Consider the following 15,081-nt stretch of genomic DNA (forward strand, 5'->3'; position numbering starts at 1 on the left):
TTGTTCGCCTTTGATTGATTCGGGTGGTGGGTGCTGAGGGGCTCGAACCCCCGACCTACGCCTTGTAAGGGCGCCGCTCTACCAGCTGAGCTAAGCACCCCACCGTGAACCTACGTCTTAGTTCAGCGCATCTTTCAGCGCCTTGCCGGGACGGAACTTCGGGATCTTGGCGGCCTTGATTTTAATCGCAGCGCCGGTGCGCGGATTGCGGCCGGTGCGGGCGGCCCGTTTGCCCACGGCGAAAGTACCAAAACCGACGAGCGACACGGAGTTGCCTTTCTTCAGCGTGGTGCGGATCGCGCCGATGGTCGACTCGAGTGCGCGGGTAGCTGCTGCTTTGGAAATGTCTGCGTTCTTCGCAATGTGCTCAATCAATTCGGTCTTGTTCACAAGGGCCCCTTGTCGAATAAAAGTTGGTCGGAGTGATTCGTCAACTGCAAAGCCATCCACGCGGCACGGCCGCGTGGGGATGGCGATGGAGGAGGAAATCTGACACGTCGGCAGCGCACTGCCGACAAGGATTAAAGCCACTGGTCTACGGGGTGTCAATAAGGCACAACGTCGTGTAGCACAGCGGGCGCCGCGATTTTAGAGGCGTTTCGTGAAGTCCTATTTCAAAGGGCCATCTCGATGGCACGGCCGACGTCGCTGGTCGTTGCATTTCCACCGATATCCGGTGTACGCGGCGCTCCACTTTGGGGCGCCAACACCTTCTCGATGGCAGACAAGATCGCGTCGTGCGCGTCCTTGCTGCCCAGGAACTCCAGCATCATGGCGCCGCACCAGATCTGGCCGATCGGATTGGCGATCCCCTTGCCCGCGATGTCCGGCGCCGAGCCGTGCACCGGCTCGAACAGCGAAGGCATGGTGCGGTCCGGATTGAGGTTGGCGCTGGGCGCAATGCCGATGGTGCCGGTGCACGCAGGCCCCAGGTCGGACAGGATGTCGCCGAACAAATTGCTGGCCACCACCACGTCGAAGAAATCGGGACGCTGCACGAAATGCGCGGTGAGGATGTCGATGTGGAACTTGTCCTGGCGCACATCCGGATAGCGCTTGGCCATCTCGGCCACGCGCTCGTCCCAGTAGGGCATGGTGATGGCGATGCCATTCGACTTGGTGGCGCTGGTCAGGTGCTTCTTGGGCCGAGCCTGTGCAAGATCGAAAGCGAACTTGAGCACCCGGTCCACGCCGTGGCGCGACATCACCGTCTCCTGCATCACGATCTCGCGCTCGGTACCGGGATACATGCGTCCGCCGATGCTGGAGTACTCGCCCTCGGTGTTCTCGCGCACGATGTACATGTCGATCTCGCCGGGCTGGCGCGGACTGCCGTCGCGGCGCACCACCGGCGCAATGATGCCGGGCATGAGGCGGGCGGGGCGCAGGTTGATGTACTGGTCGAACTCGCGGCGGAACAGGAGCAGCGAGCCCCACAGCGAGACGTGATCGGCAATCTTCTCGGGCCAGCCCACTGCGCCGAAATAGATGGCGTCATGGCCGCCGATCAGGTCCTTCCAGTTGTCCGGCAGCATCTGGCCGTGCTTCTCGTAGTAGTCCCAGCTCGAGAAGTCGAAGTGGTCGAAGTGCAGGTCGATGCCGAACTTGCGCGCCGCGGCGTCGACCACGCGCAGGCCCTCGGGCATGGTTTCCTTGCCGATGCCATCGCCGGCGATGACGGCGATTCTTTTCTTTCCGCTGCTCATGATGCGACTCCTTGCGTCTCTTGGTTTCGTTGCTCGCGCACGACCAGGCTCACGCCGATGGCGGTGATGGCAATGCCGGCCACGGTCAGCACGGTGATCGGTTCATCGAACAGCAGCCAGGCCATCACGGCCGTGCAGGGCGGCACCAGGTACAACAGGCTGGTCACCGCAGTCGCGCTGCCGCGCTGGATGAGTATGTACAAAAGCGAGCTGCCGCCCAGGGTCAGTGCCAGCACCGACCAGGCCATGGCGCCCAGCGAGGCCGCGTTCCATTGCATCGGATCGCTCTCCAGCCAGGCAAAGGGCAGGCTCACCACCAGCGCCGCCGCCAGTTGAACCATGCTGGCGCTGCGCACATCGCAAGGGGCAACATAACGTTTCTGATAGAGCGTTCCGATGGTGATCGACAGCAGCGCCAGCAAGGCCAGCGACATGCTGAGCCCGGTCACTTCGCCGCCCTGCCCCAGCTTGCGCCACACCACCATGACGAGCCCGGCAAAACCCAGCAGCAAGCCGGCCCACTGCCGGCGCGAGATGGCGCCGCCGCGGGACGACAGCCAGATGGCCGTCAACACCGGCTGAATGCCCACCAGCAAGGCGATCAGCCCCGAACCCATGCCGGCGCGCACCGCCGCCCAGACGCCGCCCAGGTAGCCGGCCTGCATGAAAACACCAGTGACCGCCAGGTGCAGCCACTGGACCCGGTTGGCCGGCCAGGCCACGCGCGCGGCCGCCACCCACGCGCCAAAGCAGATCAGCGACAGCGCATAGCGCACCACCAGGAACTTCAGCGGCGGCGCATAGGGCATGCCGTAGCGCGCGACGATGAAGCCGGTGCTCCAGATCAGCACGAAGATGATGGGCATGGCGCGCACCCAGCCCGAAGCACGGGCCACCGCCGTCGCGCTCATTTGGCGCGGGCCCGGATCTCGGGGATCGCCTTTTGCAGGTAGTAGACCATCGACCAGACGGTGAGCACGGCCGAGATCCAGATCAGCCACTGGCCCCACAGGCCGGTATCGATCACGCCCCACAGCACGCCGTTGAAGAGCAGGAAGGGGATCGCCACCATCTGCACCGTCGTCTTGACCTTGCCGATCATGTGCACGGCCACGCTCTTGCTGGCACCGATCTGCGCCATCCATTCGCGCAGCGCCGAAATCGCGATCTCGCGGCCGATGATGATGAGCGCCACGAACACGTCGGCCCGCTGCAGGTGCACCAGCACCAAGAGCGAGGCGCAGACCAGGAACTTGTCGGCCACCGGATCGAGGAAGGCGCCGAAGGCCGAGGTCTGGTTGAGCTTGCGGGCCAGGAAGCCGTCGAGCCAGTCGGTGGCGGCGAACACGATGAACATCACCGTGGCAATCAGGTTGCGCACCGGCTCGGCCAAGGGAAGGTAGAACACGCCAACGAGCAATGGGATCGCGACGATGCGCGTCCAGGTCATGAGGGTGGGCAGTGTCCAGAACATTGATGTGATTGTGTCATGTAGGCGCGACCGCGCCAGGTTGCCCTAGTGCAATGCTCGGTAGATCTCTTCGGCCAGATCGAAGGCGATGCCATCCACCGACGCCAGGTCTTCCACGCTGGCGCCCGCCACGCCGCGGATGCCGCCAAAGCGCTGCAGCAGCCGAGCCCGCCGCTTCGGCCCGATGCCGGGGATATCCTCCAGTTGGCTGCCGCCCACCCGCACCTTGGCGCGGCGCGCCCGCATGCCGGTGATGGCGAAGCGGTGCGCCTCGTCGCGAATCTGCGCGATCAGCATCAGCGCCGCGGAGTCGCGGCCCAGATAGACCTTCTCGCGGCCGTCGGCGAAGACCAGCTCTTCCAGGCCGACCTTGCGGCCCTCGCCCTTCTCGACGCCGACGATCAGCGACAGCGGCAGGCCCAGTTCGCCGAACACCTCGCGCGCCATCGACACCTGGCCCTTGCCGCCATCGACCAGCACCAGATCGGGCATGCGCGCGGCCAGGGTGCCGGGCTTGGCGTCGGCGCCCGAAGCATCGCCCGGCGTGGGCGCGTCGGATTCGGCGGCCATCGCTTCGGCCAGCTTGCCGTAGCGGCGCAGCAGCACCTGGCGCATGGCGGCGTAGTCGTCCCCGGGCGTGATGCCCTCGATGTTGTAGCGCCGGTATTCGCGGTTTTGCATGGCATGGCGCTCGAACACCACGCACGAAGCTTGCGTCGCCTCGCCGGCCGTGTGCGAAATATCGAAGCACTCGACACGGAAGTTGTCGAGCTCGTCCGGCGCGATCTCCAGCGCATCCACCAGCGCGCGGGTGCGCGCCTGCTGCGAGCCTTCTTCGGCCAAGAGGCGCGCCAGCTGGATGTCGGCGTTCTTTTGCGCCATCTCCAGCCAGAGCCTTCGCTGCTCGCGCGGCTGGAACACGGCGGTGATGCGAATGCCGGCCTGCTGCGCGACCGCCTCCACCAGTTCACGCTCAACCTGCTCGCCCAGCACCAGGGTCGGCGGCACCGGCACGTCGATGTAGTGCTGCGCGATGAAGGCCTCCAGCACCTGCTGCTCGACCGGCGCCTGGGCCTCTTCGTCCTCGGCACGGATCTGCGCCGCGTCGTCCACGTGCACCGGAAAGTAGGCGCGGTCGCCCAGGTGCCGGCCGCCGCGCACCATGGCCAGGTTGACGCAGGCCTTGCCGCCCTGCACCTTGACCGCCAGGATGTCCACGTCCTTGTCGGAGGTGGTGCTTTCCACCGCCTGCTGGTGCAGCACGCGCGACAGGGCCGACATCTTGTTGCGCAGCTCCGCCGCCTGCTCGAACTCCAGCTTTTGCGCATGCGCCGTCATGCGCGCCTCGAGCTGGTGCAGCACCTGCTGCGAATCGCCCAAAAGAAAAGCCTCGGCATTGGCGATGTCCTGCGCGTAGTCCTCCTGCGAAACGAGGCCCACGCAGGGCCCGCTGCAGCGCTTGATCTGGTAGAGCAGGCAGGGCCGGGTGCGGTTGCTGTAGACGGTGTCCTCGCAGGTGCGGATGCGAAAGACCTTCTGCAGCAACTGGATCGATTCCTTCACCGCCCAGGCGCTGGGATAGGGCCCGAAGTAGCGGTGCTTGCGGTCCACCGCGCCGCGGTAGTAGGCCATGCGCGGGAACTCGTGCGCGGCCAGCTTGAGGTAGGGATAGCTCTTGTCGTCCCGAAACAGGATGTTGTACTTGGGCTTGAGCCTCTTGATGAGATTGTTCTCGAGCAGGAGCGCCTCGGCCTCGGTGCGCACCACCGTCGTTTCCATGCGAACGATCTTCGACACCATGTGGCCGATGCGCGTGCCGCCATGGTTCTTCTGGAAGTAGCTCGACACCCGCTTCTTCAGGTTGCGCGCCTTGCCCACGTAGAGCACGCCGTCGGCGGCGTCGAAATAGCGGTAGACCCCCGGCAGCGAGGGCAAGGCTGCCACTTCGGCGAGCAGTTGATCCGAATGGGTTTCCGACATGCGTGGGGTCTGCGGCAATGAGCGTGATTCAACGGGCTGTAGAGTATCCCGCGATGCGCTGGGACATTTTCTGCAAGGTCATCGACAACCACGGGGACGTCGGCGTCTGCTGGCGGCTGGCCCGCGCCCTGGCCGCGGGCGGCGATGCGGTGCGCCTGTGGATCGACGACGCCTCCGCCCTGGCCTGGATGGCGCCGAGGGGCTGCCCGGGCGTCACCGTGCTGCGCTGGCACGAGGACGCCGCGATCGCGCCCGAGCACCTGGCGCCGGAGAGGGCGCCAGACGTGCTGGTCGAGGCCTTTGGCTGCGACCCCGCAGCGGCCGTGATTGCGCAAATCGTGCAGGCAATGCAATCCGACGGCAGGAAGCGCTGCTGGATCAATCTCGAATACCTCTCGGCCGAACCCTATGTGGAGCGCCTGCACGGCCTGCCCTCGCCGGTGTTTCGCGGACCCGGCGCCGGGCTCACCAAGCACTTCTTCTACCCCGGTTTCACGCCGGCCACCGGCGGCCTGCTGCGCGAGCCCGACCTGATGGCGCGGCGCGCCGCCTTCGACCGCGCCGCCTGGCTGGCGCGGCAGGGCATCGAATGGCGCGGCGAACGGCTCGTTTCGCTGTTCAGCTACGAGCCCCCGGCCCTGCGCGCCCTGCTGGCGCAGCTTCGGGCGAGCCCGGAGCCGACCCGCCTGATCGTTACCGCCGGCCGCGCCGCCGCCGCGGTGCGCGCCCTGTATCCGTCGGGAAAAGCTGGCGGATCGCTGGCGCTGTCCTGGCTGCCTCATGTGCCGCAGGACGAGTTCGACCATCTTCTGTGGTCCTGCGACCTCAATTTCGTACGGGGCGAAGATTCGCTGGTGCGCGGCCTGTGGGCCGGCGCGCCGCTGGCCTGGCAGATCTACCCGCAGGACGATGACGCCCACCACATGAAGCTGGGCGCCTTCCTCGACTGGCTGGAGGCGCCCGAATCGCTGCGCGAGTTCCACTACGCCTGGAACGGATTCTCGGCACAGGGCTTGCGCCTGCCCGACGCACCGACGCTGGCGCGATGGGGCTCGGTGCTGCGGGAAGCACGGGGGCGTTTGCTCGCTCAGCCGGACCTGGCCAGCCACCTTCGGCGCTTCGTCGCCCAAAAAAGCTAAAATAACGGGCTTTGCGAATCTGGGCCTTGCCAATACGGACATCGGCGCCAAATCAAAGAACAGATTCGCCGAACCCGCCGCGGGGTATACGTTCAGGGCGTCCAGGGCCAGCGCTTTTTAAGCCACCCGTCCCGACGATGCGCCAAGCGGCACATCCTCCAGAGACTCAACGCTATGAAAATCGCTCAAGAAATCCGCGCCGGCAACGTCATCATGCACGGCAAGGACCCGATGGTCGTCCTCAAGACCGAATACAGCCGCGGCGGCCGCAACAGCGCCACCGTGCGCATGAAGATGAAGAGCCTGATCGCCAACTTCAACACCGAAGTGGTCTTCAAGGCCGACGACAAGATCGACCAGATCGTGCTGGACAAGAAGGACTGCACCTATTCCTACTTCGCCGACCCGATGTATGTCTGCATGGACGCCGACTACAACCAGTACGAAGTCGAAGCCGAGAACATGGGTGACGCCCTGAACTACCTCGAAGACGGCATGCCGGTCGAAGTGGTGTTCTACGAAGGCAAGGCCATCTCGGTCGAGCTGCCTACCAGCGTCGAGCGCGAAATCACCTGGACCGAGCCGGCCGTCAAGGGCGACACCTCGGGCAAGGTGCTCAAGCCCGCCAAGATCGCCACCGGCTTCGAAGTGCCGGTGCCGCTGTTCGTCTCGCAAGGCGACAAGATCGAAATCGACACCCGCACCGGTGAATACCGCAAGCGCGTCTAAGCTTCCTTGCTGGCACGCAAACCAAGAAAGGCTCCCTCGGGAGCCTTTTTCTTTTGTACCCTGCGCGCATGAGCACTTCCACCTCTCCCAGCGTGCGCAGCGAGATCGACGGCCCGGTCTGCACCATCGTGCTGAGCCGCCCCCAGCAACGAAATGCGGTAGACCGGCCGACTGCCGATGCCCTGCAGCAAGCCTTCGCCCGCTTCGAGGCTGACGACAGCCTGCGCGTGGCCGTGCTGTGGGGCGAGCATGGCGTGTTCTGCGCCGGCGCCGACCTGTCGGCGGTGGGCGATCCGGCACGCCGCAACGAGCTTGACCCCGAAGGCGCAGGCACCGGCCCGATGGGGCCGACCCGCATGGCCTTGTCCAAGCCCTTGATTGCCGCCATCAGCGGCCATGCGGTGGCCGGTGGGCTGGAACTCGCCCTGCTGGCCGACCTGCGGGTGGCCGAGCAAGGCGCCGTGCTGGGCGTGTTCTGCCGCCGCTGGGGCGTGCCGCTGATCGATGGCGGTACGGTGCGGCTGCCGCGCATCGTCGGCATGGGCCGGGCGCTGGACCTGATCCTCACGGGCCGGGCCGTGGCGGCGGACGAAGCGCTCGCCATGGGCCTGGTCAACCGCTTGGTGCCCGATGGCGAGGCACGCCGCGCAGCCGAGCAATTGGCGCATGAGCTGGCGGCTTTTCCGCAGCAATGCATGCTGGCCGACCGGGCCTCGGCCTATGCCCAGTGGGAACTGCCGCTGGCCGAGGCACTCCGACAGGAAGGTCGCCATGGCGTGCCCATCGTCGCGGCCGAAGGCGCCGCCGGCGCCGCGCGCTTCGTCCAGGGTGCCGGCCGCCACGGCAAGCCGGCCTGATGATTCCTGCGTAGCGCCTCCAAGGCGCAAAATTGCCGCCCGACGACACCAAGAACAAGCACATGCCCAACTCCATCCACAACCTTCACGACAAGCGCCTGGCCGATGCGTGGGCCACGCTGCAGTCGCATGCCGACAAGGGCCTGCCGCTGGACCATGATCCTTCGCGCCTGGCCTTCGCCGATCCCGAGTTCCTGCTGCGCCGCGAGACCCGCGGCCTGCGCATGCAGCTGGAGCTGATGAAACCCGACCTGGAGATGCGCGCCCATGGCATCGAGAACACGGTGGTGGTGTTCGGCAGTGCCCGCTTTCGCAGCCAGGAAGAAGCCGGCGCCCTGCTGGCCCAGGCCGAAGCCGCCGGCGACCAGGCTGGCGCCGAACGCTGGCGCCGTCTCGCGCGCGGCACCCACTACTACGAGCAGGCGCGCGCCTTCGGCACCCTGGTGGCCAAGTACAGCAACGACAAGGAACCTGAGGACAAGCTCTTCGTCTGCACCGGCGGCGGCCCCGGCATCATGCAAGCGGCCAATCGCGGCGCCTACGAGGCCGGCGGCCTCAGCGTGGGCCTGGCGATCGCTTTGCCGATGGAAGAAGCGGCCAACCCCTTTGTCACGCCGGCGCTGAGTTTCAAGTTCCACTACTTCGCCATCCGCAAGATGCATTTCATGATGCGTGCCAAGGCGCTGGTGGCCTTCCCTGGCGGCTTCGGCACGCTGGACGAGCTGTTCGAGGTGGTGACCCTGGTCCAGACGCGCAAGTCGCGGCAGGTGCCGATCGTGCTGTTCGGTTCCGACTACTGGCGCCGGCTGATCGACTTCGACTTTTTGGTGGAAGAAGGCGTGATCTCGCCGGAAGACATCAAGCTCTTCGAATACGTCGACACGCCGCAGGACGCCTGGGATGCAATCGCGCGCTTCTACAAGTTGTGATCGGCGCGCGGCGGCGCCTGCAGCCCGCTGACCGCGGGTGTTCCCAGCGCCACGACGCCGCCAACCAGCCAGAACACGCCGGCCACGCCGACCAGTGCGCCGGCGGCGCCGAACACCATCGGCATCGCCACGCTCGAGGCATTGAGCGTCATCACCCGCAGCGCCAACGCCTCGCCGTAGCGCGCCTGCGGCGTGATCTGGTGCAGCATGCTCATCACCATCGGCTGCACAGCTCCCAGTGCGATGCCCAGCAGCACGGAACACAGGCCCATGCTCAAGGGACCGGGCATCAGCGGATAGGCGGCAAAAGCGGCGGCGGTCAGCACGTTGGCCGCGGTGATTACCTGGCGCTCGCTCAGGCGCGCAGCCAGCAGCGGCAGCACGATGCGGATGCCGGCAGCCGCCACCGCGAAGGCGCCCAGGATCGAGCCAATCACTGAAGCGGACAGGCCGCGCTCGTGGCCCAGCAGCGGCAGCACGAAGGTGTGCACGTCCCAGGCGGCGGACTGCAGCCAGTTGATGAACAACAGGCGCCGGAACATCGGTTCGGCCAGCAGGTCCCAGGCGCGCGGCTTGGGGCCGCTGCTGGGCGGGGCCGCATCGGGCGTCTCATGCGCGCCCCGTGCCAGCAGCCAGCACGCCAGCGCAAGCAAGGCCGAGAGCGCGAAGGCGGCGCGAAAACCCGTCAGGTCGCCGGCACTGCGGCCGGCATGGTCGATCAGGAACCCGGCGCAAAAGGGACCCATGAAGTTGGCCGCCGCCGGCGCGATCGCCAGCCAGCTGAAGACCTTCTTGAGTTCGGTCGGGCTGCTGACCGATCGGCCCACATGGCGCTGCAGCACGATCACGGTGACGCCCGTTGCGCCGCCGGTCAGGAGGGCCGCGAGGCACAGCACCGGGAATACCGGGAAGACGGCTGCCAATGCCGTCCCGCAGGCGGCGCAAGCGACGGCAATGGCCAGCGGGCGCTTGAGCCCGTGCCGGTCGGCGTAGCGTCCGGCCGGCAGCGCGAGAAATACCTGCGTCAGCGCGAAGAGCGACAGCATCACACCCACCGCCGCCGCGCTGTAGTCTTGCTGCAAGGCCAACAGGGGCGCCGCCAGCCGCATGCCCGTCATCGACGCGTGCAGGAACACCTGCGCGAGGATGAGGCGCAGCAGTTCCGGCGTCATAGCCCCCACGCTCGCCACTGCGTGTGCTCGCTGCCCCCCAAGGGAGTATTCGCACCTTCGGGCGGCCGTGCGGCGCTCACGAAAGGTCTTCGTCCAGCGGCAACTGTGGGTCAGCCAGCGGCAGCAAGGCCTGGGCTTGCGCCTCGGGCAGCGCCTCGACCTTGCGCAGCGCCAGGCGCATCTGCTTGGCGCGGGTGTCGGCCTTGTCGAGCGTGTCGGAGGCCTTGGCCACCTGCTCCTTCACCCGGCCGACCCACTCGCCATAGCGCTCGAACTCAGTCTTGACCGCGCCCAGCACCTTCCAGACTTCGGACGCCTGGTGCTCCAGCGCCAGGGTGCGAAAGCCCATGTGCAGGCTGTTGAGCATGGCCAGCAGCGTGGTCGGGCCGGCCAGCGTGACGCGGTGCTGGCGCTGCAGCGCATCCATCAGGCCGGGGCGCCGCAGCACCTCGGCATAGAGGCTTTCCACCGGCAGGAAGAGGATGGCGAAGTCGGTGGTGTACGGCGCCGCCAGGTAGTTCTCGGCGATGGACTTGGCTTCGACCCGGATACGCGCCTCCAGCGCCTTGGCCGCACTGTCGGCGGCGGCGGCGTCGGCGCGCTCGTGCGCGTCCAGCAGGCGTTCGTAGTCTTCGCGCGGAAACTTGGCATCGATCGGCAGCCACACCGGCGCGCCATCGTCGCCACGGCCCGGAAAGCGCACCGCGAAGTCCACCCGCTGGCCGCTGCGCGGCTTGGTCTCGACCTGGCGTGCGTACTGCTCGTTGGTCAGCACCTGCTCGAGCAGCGCCTCCAACTGCACTTCGCCGAACACGCCGCGCGTCTTCACGTTGGTCAGCACGCGCTGCAGGCTGCCCACGCCAACCGCCAGCGACTGCATCTCGCCCAGGCCCTTGTGCACCTGCTCCAGCCGCTCGGCCACCTGCTTGAAGCTCTCGCCCAGGCGTGTCTCCAGCGTGCTTTGCAGCTTCTCGTCCACCGTCTGGCGCATCTCGTCGAGCTTGGCGGTGTTGCTCTGCTGCAGCTGAGCGAGCTGCGTCTCCATGGTGGCGCGCACTTCGGCCAGGCGTCGTGCGTTCGACTCGGCCAGGCCCTGCAGCTGCGTGGCCAGCGTGTCGGCCAAGGTCTTTTGCAAGAGCGACAGCTGGTGCGCGAAGGCATCCATCTGTGCGTTCTGCGTGCGCGTGGCCTCGGCGCCTTGTTGCAGCAGGCTCTGCTGAAAGGTGGCGAAGGCCTGCATGGTTTCCTGCCGGGCGCCGCGCGCGCTTTCGCCGATCTCGTGGCGCAGCTCGCGCTCGGTTCTTTCGTTGGCGCTGGCCAGCGCCTTGAGCAATTCGCCGTGATCGGGTGCCGGTGGCTTGCGCAGCAACAGCCAGACCAGCAACAGGAGGTTCAGGGCCGCCAGGCCCGCCAGGATCCAGGTTTCCAAAATGCGTTGCTTCTTACTTGCGGGGCGCCGACAGCACGGCGGGGTTGAGCGGCGTCTTGGCTTCGCCGCGCGTCAGGTAGGCGATCAGGTTGTCGACGGCCAGGTCGGCCATGGCGCGCCGGGTCGGCACGGTGGCGCTGGCGATGTGCGGCGTCAGGACGACGTTGGGCACGGTAAGCAGGTCCGGGTGCACCTTGGGTTCGCCCTCGAACACGTCGAGGCCGGCCGCGGCGATGCGCTTGTCGCGCAGGGCTGCCGCCAGCGCGGCGTCATCCACGATGCCGCCGCGCGCGATATTGACCAGGGTGGCGCTGGGCTTCATCAGCGCCAGCTCGGCCGCGCCGATGGTGTGGTGCGAGGCCGGGCTGTAGGGCACCACCAGCACCACGTGGTCTGCGGTGCGCAGCAGCTCTTCCTTGCCGACGTAGATGGCCTGGCACTGGGCCTCTGTCGCGGCGTCGAGGCGCGATCGGTTGTGATAGATCACCTTCATGCCAAAGCCCAGCGCGCCACGCCGGGCAATGCCCTGGCCGATGCGGCCCATGCCGATGATGCCCAGCGTGCTGCCATGGATGTCGGAGCCGGCAAACATGTCGAAGCGCCACCGGGTCCATTCGCCGCGGCGCAGGTAATGCTCGCTTTCGGCGATGCGGCGGGCGGTGGCCATCAACAGGGCAAAGCCGAAGTCGGCGGTGGTTTCGGTCAGCACGTCCGGCGCGTTGGTGGCCAGCACGCCGCGCGCCGTCATCGCATCCACGTCGAAGTTGTTGTAGCCCACCGCCATGTTGGCGCAGATCTTGAGCTGCGGGCAGGCATCCAGCAGCTCGCCGTCGACGCGCTCGGAGCCGGTGGTGAAGACGCCGGCCTTGCCCTGGAGCCTGGCGACGAACTGCTCTTTGCCCCAGGCTTCGTCGGCCTGGTTGGCTTCCACGTCGAAGTGCTGCGCGAGCCGCGCGATGGTTTCAGGAAAGATGGCGCGGGCGACGAGTACCTTGGGTCGGGTCATGGCGTTCAGAGGAAGAAGAGGAAGGTCTGGATGACGAACAGCGGCACCAGGATGGCGCCGGACCACAGCATGTAGCCGAAGAAGCTGGGCATGCGAACGTTGCGGTCTTCGGCGATGGCCTTGACCATCAGGTTGGGGGCGTTGCCGATGTAGGTGTTGGCGCCCATGAAGACGGCCCCTGCGGAAATCGCGGCCAGGGTGGCGGCCTGGGTGGTCATCAGCACCGCTGCATTGCCCCCCGCGCTGTTGAAGAAGACCAGGTAGGTCGGCGCGTTGTCCAGGAAGGAGCTCAGCGCACCGGTGGCCCAGAAGTACATGGCCGGATCGGGCGTGCCGTCGGGCCGGGTCACGGCGCGCACAATCGCGCCGAAGGGGCCGTCCACGCCCGCCTTGAGCATGGCGATCACCGGCACGATGGTCAGGAAGATGCCAGCGAAGAGCTTGGCCACCTCGGCCATCGGGCCCCAGCCGAACTGGTTGTCGGCGTGCACGCGGCCCGGCGTGATCCACAGCGAGATGAAGACGATGGCGACGAGGCCCACGTCACGCACCAGCCCCGGCAGGCCGATGTGCGCGCCATACACGTCGAAGTGCACCGGCGACTTCCAGATGCCGCTGAGCAGCACCAGGCCGATCACCGCCGCCAGCAGCACGAAGTTGACGGCGCCGTCAAAGCCCAGGCGCTGCGTGTCGGGCGTGGGGTCGACCGGCAGCACGCCTTCCTTCTTGTAGTAGTGGCGGTCCATCAGCCAGAACAGGACCAGCAGCGCGCCGACGGTGAACAGCGTCTCGGGAAAGATGTGCTTGGCGGTCCAGAAGAATTCCACGCCCTTCAGGAAGCCCAGGAACAGCGGCGGGTCACCCAGCGGGGTGAGCGAGCCGCCCACGTTGGACACGATGAAGATGAAGAACACCACCACGTGCGCCTTGTGGACGCGGTTGTCGTTGGCGCGGATGAGCGGGCGGATCAGCAGCATCGACGCGCCGGTGGTGCCCATCAGCGAAGCCAGCACCGCGCCGATGGCCAGCAGCGCCGTATTGAGCCCGGGGCTGCCGTGCAGGTTGCCGCGGATGTAGATGCCGCCGGCCACCGCGAACAGGGCGGTGAGCAGGATGATGAAGGGCATGTACTCGCCCAGCAGCACGTGCACCAGCTCGTGCAGCATGGCGGAGAAGCCGAACATCAGGGCAAAGGGCAGCGCGAAGGCCAGCGCCCACGCCGCCGTCACCTTGCCGTAGTGGTGGTGCCAGAACTTCGGCGCCAGCAGCGGCATCACGGCGATCGAAAGCAGCAGGCCGGCGAAGGGCACGCCCCACAGGGGCGACAGGGAGGAACCGTTCATTGTTGTTGGAAGCTCTCAGGCAGGTTGGGCAATGTTGAAGACCTGGCGCAGGTAGGCCAGGTAGCGCTCGTCGTCGCACATGTTCTTGGAGGGCGTGTCCGACAGCTTGGCCACCGGCTGGTCGTTGCAGCGGACCATCTTGATGACGATCTGCAGCGGCTCGTAGCCCAGGTCGTTGGTAAGGTTGGTGCCGATGCCGAAGGCCAGCTGGCAGCGCCCGCGGAACTGCTGGTACAGCTCGATGGTGCGCGGCACGGTGAGCGCGTCGCTGAAGATCAGCGTCTTGGTGAGCGGGTCGACCCGGTTCGCCACGTAGTGGGCGATCATGCGCTCGCCCCACTGGAAGGGGTCGCCGCTGTCGTGCCGCGCGCCGTCGAAGAGCTTGCAAAAATACATGTCGAAATCGCGCAGGAAGGCCGTCATGCCATACACGTCCGACAGCGCAATACCCAGGTCGCCGCGGTACTCGCGGGCCCAGCTCTCGAAGCCGAAGACCTGGCTGTCGCGCAGCCGCGGACCCAGCGCCTGGCAGGCCTGCAGATACTCATGGGCCATGGTGCCCAGCGGAATGAGGCCCAGCTTCATCGCGAACAGCACGTTGCTGGTGCCAGCCAACTGGGCAGGCCGCACGGCGTGCGCGGCCACACTGCCGGTGGCAGTGGGCGGCGTCACCGCGCCCAGGCGCGCCGACAGGGTGCGCAGCACCTCTTCGTGCCATTCCTTGGAAAAGCGCCGGCGCGTGCCGTAGTCGGCGATCTTCAGGTCCGACAGGCCATCGCCCTGCAGCAGCGCGATCTTGTCCTCCAGCCGGCGCCGGCCCTCGGCCAGATCGGGCTGCGGCTGCGTATTGCGAAAGTACACCTCGTTGACGATCGCCAGCACCGGGATCTCGAACAGGATGGTGTGCAGCCATGGCCCCTCGATACGGATGTCGAGCTCGCCCGATGGCCGCGGAATGATGCTGATGTACTTCTCGTTGAGCTGGAACAGGCCCAGGAAATCGACGAAGTCGCTCTTGATGAAGCGCATCGAGCGCAGGTAGGCCAGCTCGGCGTCCTTGAAGCGCAGCTGGCACAGGCTGCGCACCTCCTCGCGGATCTGGCCGGCGAATTGCGCCAGGTCCACCCCGGGGTTGCGGCACTTGAAGCGGTATTCGACCCGCGCGCCCGGAAAGTGATGCAAGACCACTTGCATCATCGTGAACTTGTAGAGGTCGGTGTCGAGCAGGCTTTGAATGATCATTTTCGAAGGCGCAGGCCGCAGGCGCAGTCTCTCTTGTGCGTGCGCTCGATTATCACGGTGCCCGTCGGCGGGTGCCTA

Annotated in this window: 14 protein-coding genes and 1 tRNA gene; 4 read left to right on the forward strand and 11 right to left on the reverse strand. The window is 66.6% G+C overall.

The features are described 5' to 3' along the window. Positions 1-24: 24 nt before the first annotated feature. The 6 genes from ACIPRI_RS00350 to uvrC form a co-directional block, all read right to left on the reverse strand. Positions 25-100, reverse strand: a tRNA-Val gene (locus ACIPRI_RS00350). A gap of 17 nt (positions 101-117) precedes the next feature. Further along, positions 118-390: an HU family DNA-binding protein gene (locus ACIPRI_RS00355; protein ID WP_068642416.1), complete on the reverse strand. Its 273-nt coding sequence runs from the start codon at positions 388-390 to the stop codon at positions 118-120. Positions 391-614: 224 nt separating this feature from the next. After that, positions 615-1,706, reverse strand: a complete 1,092-nt coding sequence (locus tag ACIPRI_RS00360; RefSeq protein WP_446587328.1) for a tartrate dehydrogenase — start codon at positions 1,704-1,706, stop codon at positions 615-617. After that, positions 1,703-2,617, reverse strand: a complete 915-nt coding sequence (locus ACIPRI_RS00365; RefSeq protein ID WP_446587330.1) for a DMT family transporter — start codon at positions 2,615-2,617, stop codon at positions 1,703-1,705. Before ACIPRI_RS00365 ends, ACIPRI_RS00360 begins: the two co-directional genes overlap by 4 nt. After that, complete coding sequence (gene pgsA, locus ACIPRI_RS00370; RefSeq protein ID WP_446587332.1) at positions 2,614-3,180, reverse strand: CDP-diacylglycerol--glycerol-3-phosphate 3-phosphatidyltransferase; 567 nt, start codon at positions 3,178-3,180, stop codon at positions 2,614-2,616. Before pgsA ends, ACIPRI_RS00365 begins: the two co-directional genes overlap by 4 nt. A gap of 42 nt (positions 3,181-3,222) precedes the next feature. Further along, a complete protein-coding gene (gene uvrC, locus ACIPRI_RS00375; protein WP_446587334.1) occupies positions 3,223-5,157 on the reverse strand; it encodes an excinuclease ABC subunit UvrC in 1,935 nt (644 codons plus the stop codon). 53 nt (positions 5,158-5,210) lie between these two features. Here uvrC and earP point away from each other — a divergent pair, with 53 nt between their 5' ends. The 4 genes from earP to ACIPRI_RS00395 all read left to right on the forward strand — a co-directional run bounded on the left by earP (position 5,211) and on the right by ACIPRI_RS00395 (position 8,811). Then, positions 5,211-6,296 carry an elongation factor P maturation arginine rhamnosyltransferase EarP gene (gene earP / locus ACIPRI_RS00380; RefSeq protein WP_446587336.1) on the forward strand — a complete coding sequence of 362 codons (1,086 nt, stop codon included), beginning with the start codon at positions 5,211-5,213 and terminating at the stop codon, positions 6,294-6,296. 174 nt (positions 6,297-6,470) lie between these two features. Next, complete coding sequence (gene efp, locus ACIPRI_RS00385; protein ID WP_446587338.1) at positions 6,471-7,025, forward strand: elongation factor P; 555 nt, start codon at positions 6,471-6,473, stop codon at positions 7,023-7,025. Positions 7,026-7,093: 68 nt separating this feature from the next. Continuing rightward, complete coding sequence (locus tag ACIPRI_RS00390; RefSeq protein WP_446587340.1) at positions 7,094-7,882, forward strand: crotonase/enoyl-CoA hydratase family protein; 789 nt, start codon at positions 7,094-7,096, stop codon at positions 7,880-7,882. Positions 7,883-7,944: 62 nt separating this feature from the next. Beyond that, positions 7,945-8,811 (forward strand): LOG family protein, encoded by an 867-nt coding sequence (locus ACIPRI_RS00395; RefSeq protein WP_446587342.1) that lies wholly within the window; start codon positions 7,945-7,947, stop codon positions 8,809-8,811. Here ACIPRI_RS00395 and ACIPRI_RS00400 read toward each other — a convergent pair. The 5 genes from ACIPRI_RS00400 to pncB all read right to left on the reverse strand — a co-directional run bounded on the left by ACIPRI_RS00400 (position 8,799) and on the right by pncB (position 15,003). Continuing rightward, complete coding sequence (locus tag ACIPRI_RS00400; protein ID WP_446587344.1) at positions 8,799-9,983, reverse strand: MFS transporter; 1,185 nt, start codon at positions 9,981-9,983, stop codon at positions 8,799-8,801. The two genes, ACIPRI_RS00395 and ACIPRI_RS00400, sit on opposite strands and share 13 nt — an antisense overlap. Before the next feature lie 76 nt (positions 9,984-10,059). Next, positions 10,060-11,412, reverse strand: coding sequence for a DNA recombination protein RmuC (locus ACIPRI_RS00405; protein WP_446587347.1), 1,353 nt, complete (start codon positions 11,410-11,412; stop codon positions 10,060-10,062). 13 nt (positions 11,413-11,425) lie between these two features. Beyond that, entirely contained in the window at positions 11,426-12,418 is a 993-nt protein-coding gene (locus tag ACIPRI_RS00410; protein WP_446587349.1) for a 2-hydroxyacid dehydrogenase, read from the reverse strand. A gap of 5 nt (positions 12,419-12,423) precedes the next feature. Next, the gene (locus ACIPRI_RS00415; RefSeq protein ID WP_446587351.1) at positions 12,424-13,761 is read right to left on the reverse strand and encodes a sodium:proton antiporter; all 1,338 of its coding nucleotides are present in this window, start codon (positions 13,759-13,761) and stop codon (positions 12,424-12,426) included. 15 nt (positions 13,762-13,776) lie between these two features. Continuing rightward, positions 13,777-15,003 carry a nicotinate phosphoribosyltransferase gene (pncB, locus tag ACIPRI_RS00420; protein WP_446587353.1) on the reverse strand — a complete coding sequence of 409 codons (1,227 nt, stop codon included), beginning with the start codon at positions 15,001-15,003 and terminating at the stop codon, positions 13,777-13,779. Positions 15,004-15,081 lie beyond the last annotated feature (78 nt).

It is taken from the genome of Variovorax sp. LARHSF232 (genome assembly GCF_052871435.1).

Bases quoted from the DNA above. Each gene is read 5' to 3' on its own strand.
- ACIPRI_RS00415 (WP_446587351.1), bottom strand. From the start codon at position 13,761: ATGAACGGTTCCTCCCTGTCGCCCCTGTGGGGCGTGCCCTTCGCCGGC.
- pncB (WP_446587353.1), bottom strand. From the start codon at position 15,003: ATGATCATTCAAAGCCTGCTCGACACCGACCTCTACAAGTTCACGATG.
- uvrC (WP_446587334.1), bottom strand. From the start codon at position 5,157: ATGTCGGAAACCCATTCGGATCAACTGCTCGCCGAAGTGGCAGCCTTG.
- ACIPRI_RS00365 (WP_446587330.1), bottom strand. From the start codon at position 2,617: ATGAGCGCGACGGCGGTGGCCCGTGCTTCGGGCTGGGTGCGCGCCATG.
- ACIPRI_RS00390 (WP_446587340.1), top strand. From the start codon at position 7,094: ATGAGCACTTCCACCTCTCCCAGCGTGCGCAGCGAGATCGACGGCCCG.
- ACIPRI_RS00410 (WP_446587349.1), bottom strand. From the start codon at position 12,418: ATGACCCGACCCAAGGTACTCGTCGCCCGCGCCATCTTTCCTGAAACC.
- ACIPRI_RS00395 (WP_446587342.1), top strand. From the start codon at position 7,945: ATGCCCAACTCCATCCACAACCTTCACGACAAGCGCCTGGCCGATGCG.
- earP (WP_446587336.1), top strand. From the start codon at position 5,211: ATGCGCTGGGACATTTTCTGCAAGGTCATCGACAACCACGGGGACGTC.
- ACIPRI_RS00360 (WP_446587328.1), bottom strand. From the start codon at position 1,706: ATGAGCAGCGGAAAGAAAAGAATCGCCGTCATCGCCGGCGATGGCATC.
- ACIPRI_RS00400 (WP_446587344.1), bottom strand. From the start codon at position 9,983: ATGACGCCGGAACTGCTGCGCCTCATCCTCGCGCAGGTGTTCCTGCAC.
- efp (WP_446587338.1), top strand. From the start codon at position 6,471: ATGAAAATCGCTCAAGAAATCCGCGCCGGCAACGTCATCATGCACGGC.
- pgsA (WP_446587332.1), bottom strand. From the start codon at position 3,180: ATGTTCTGGACACTGCCCACCCTCATGACCTGGACGCGCATCGTCGCG.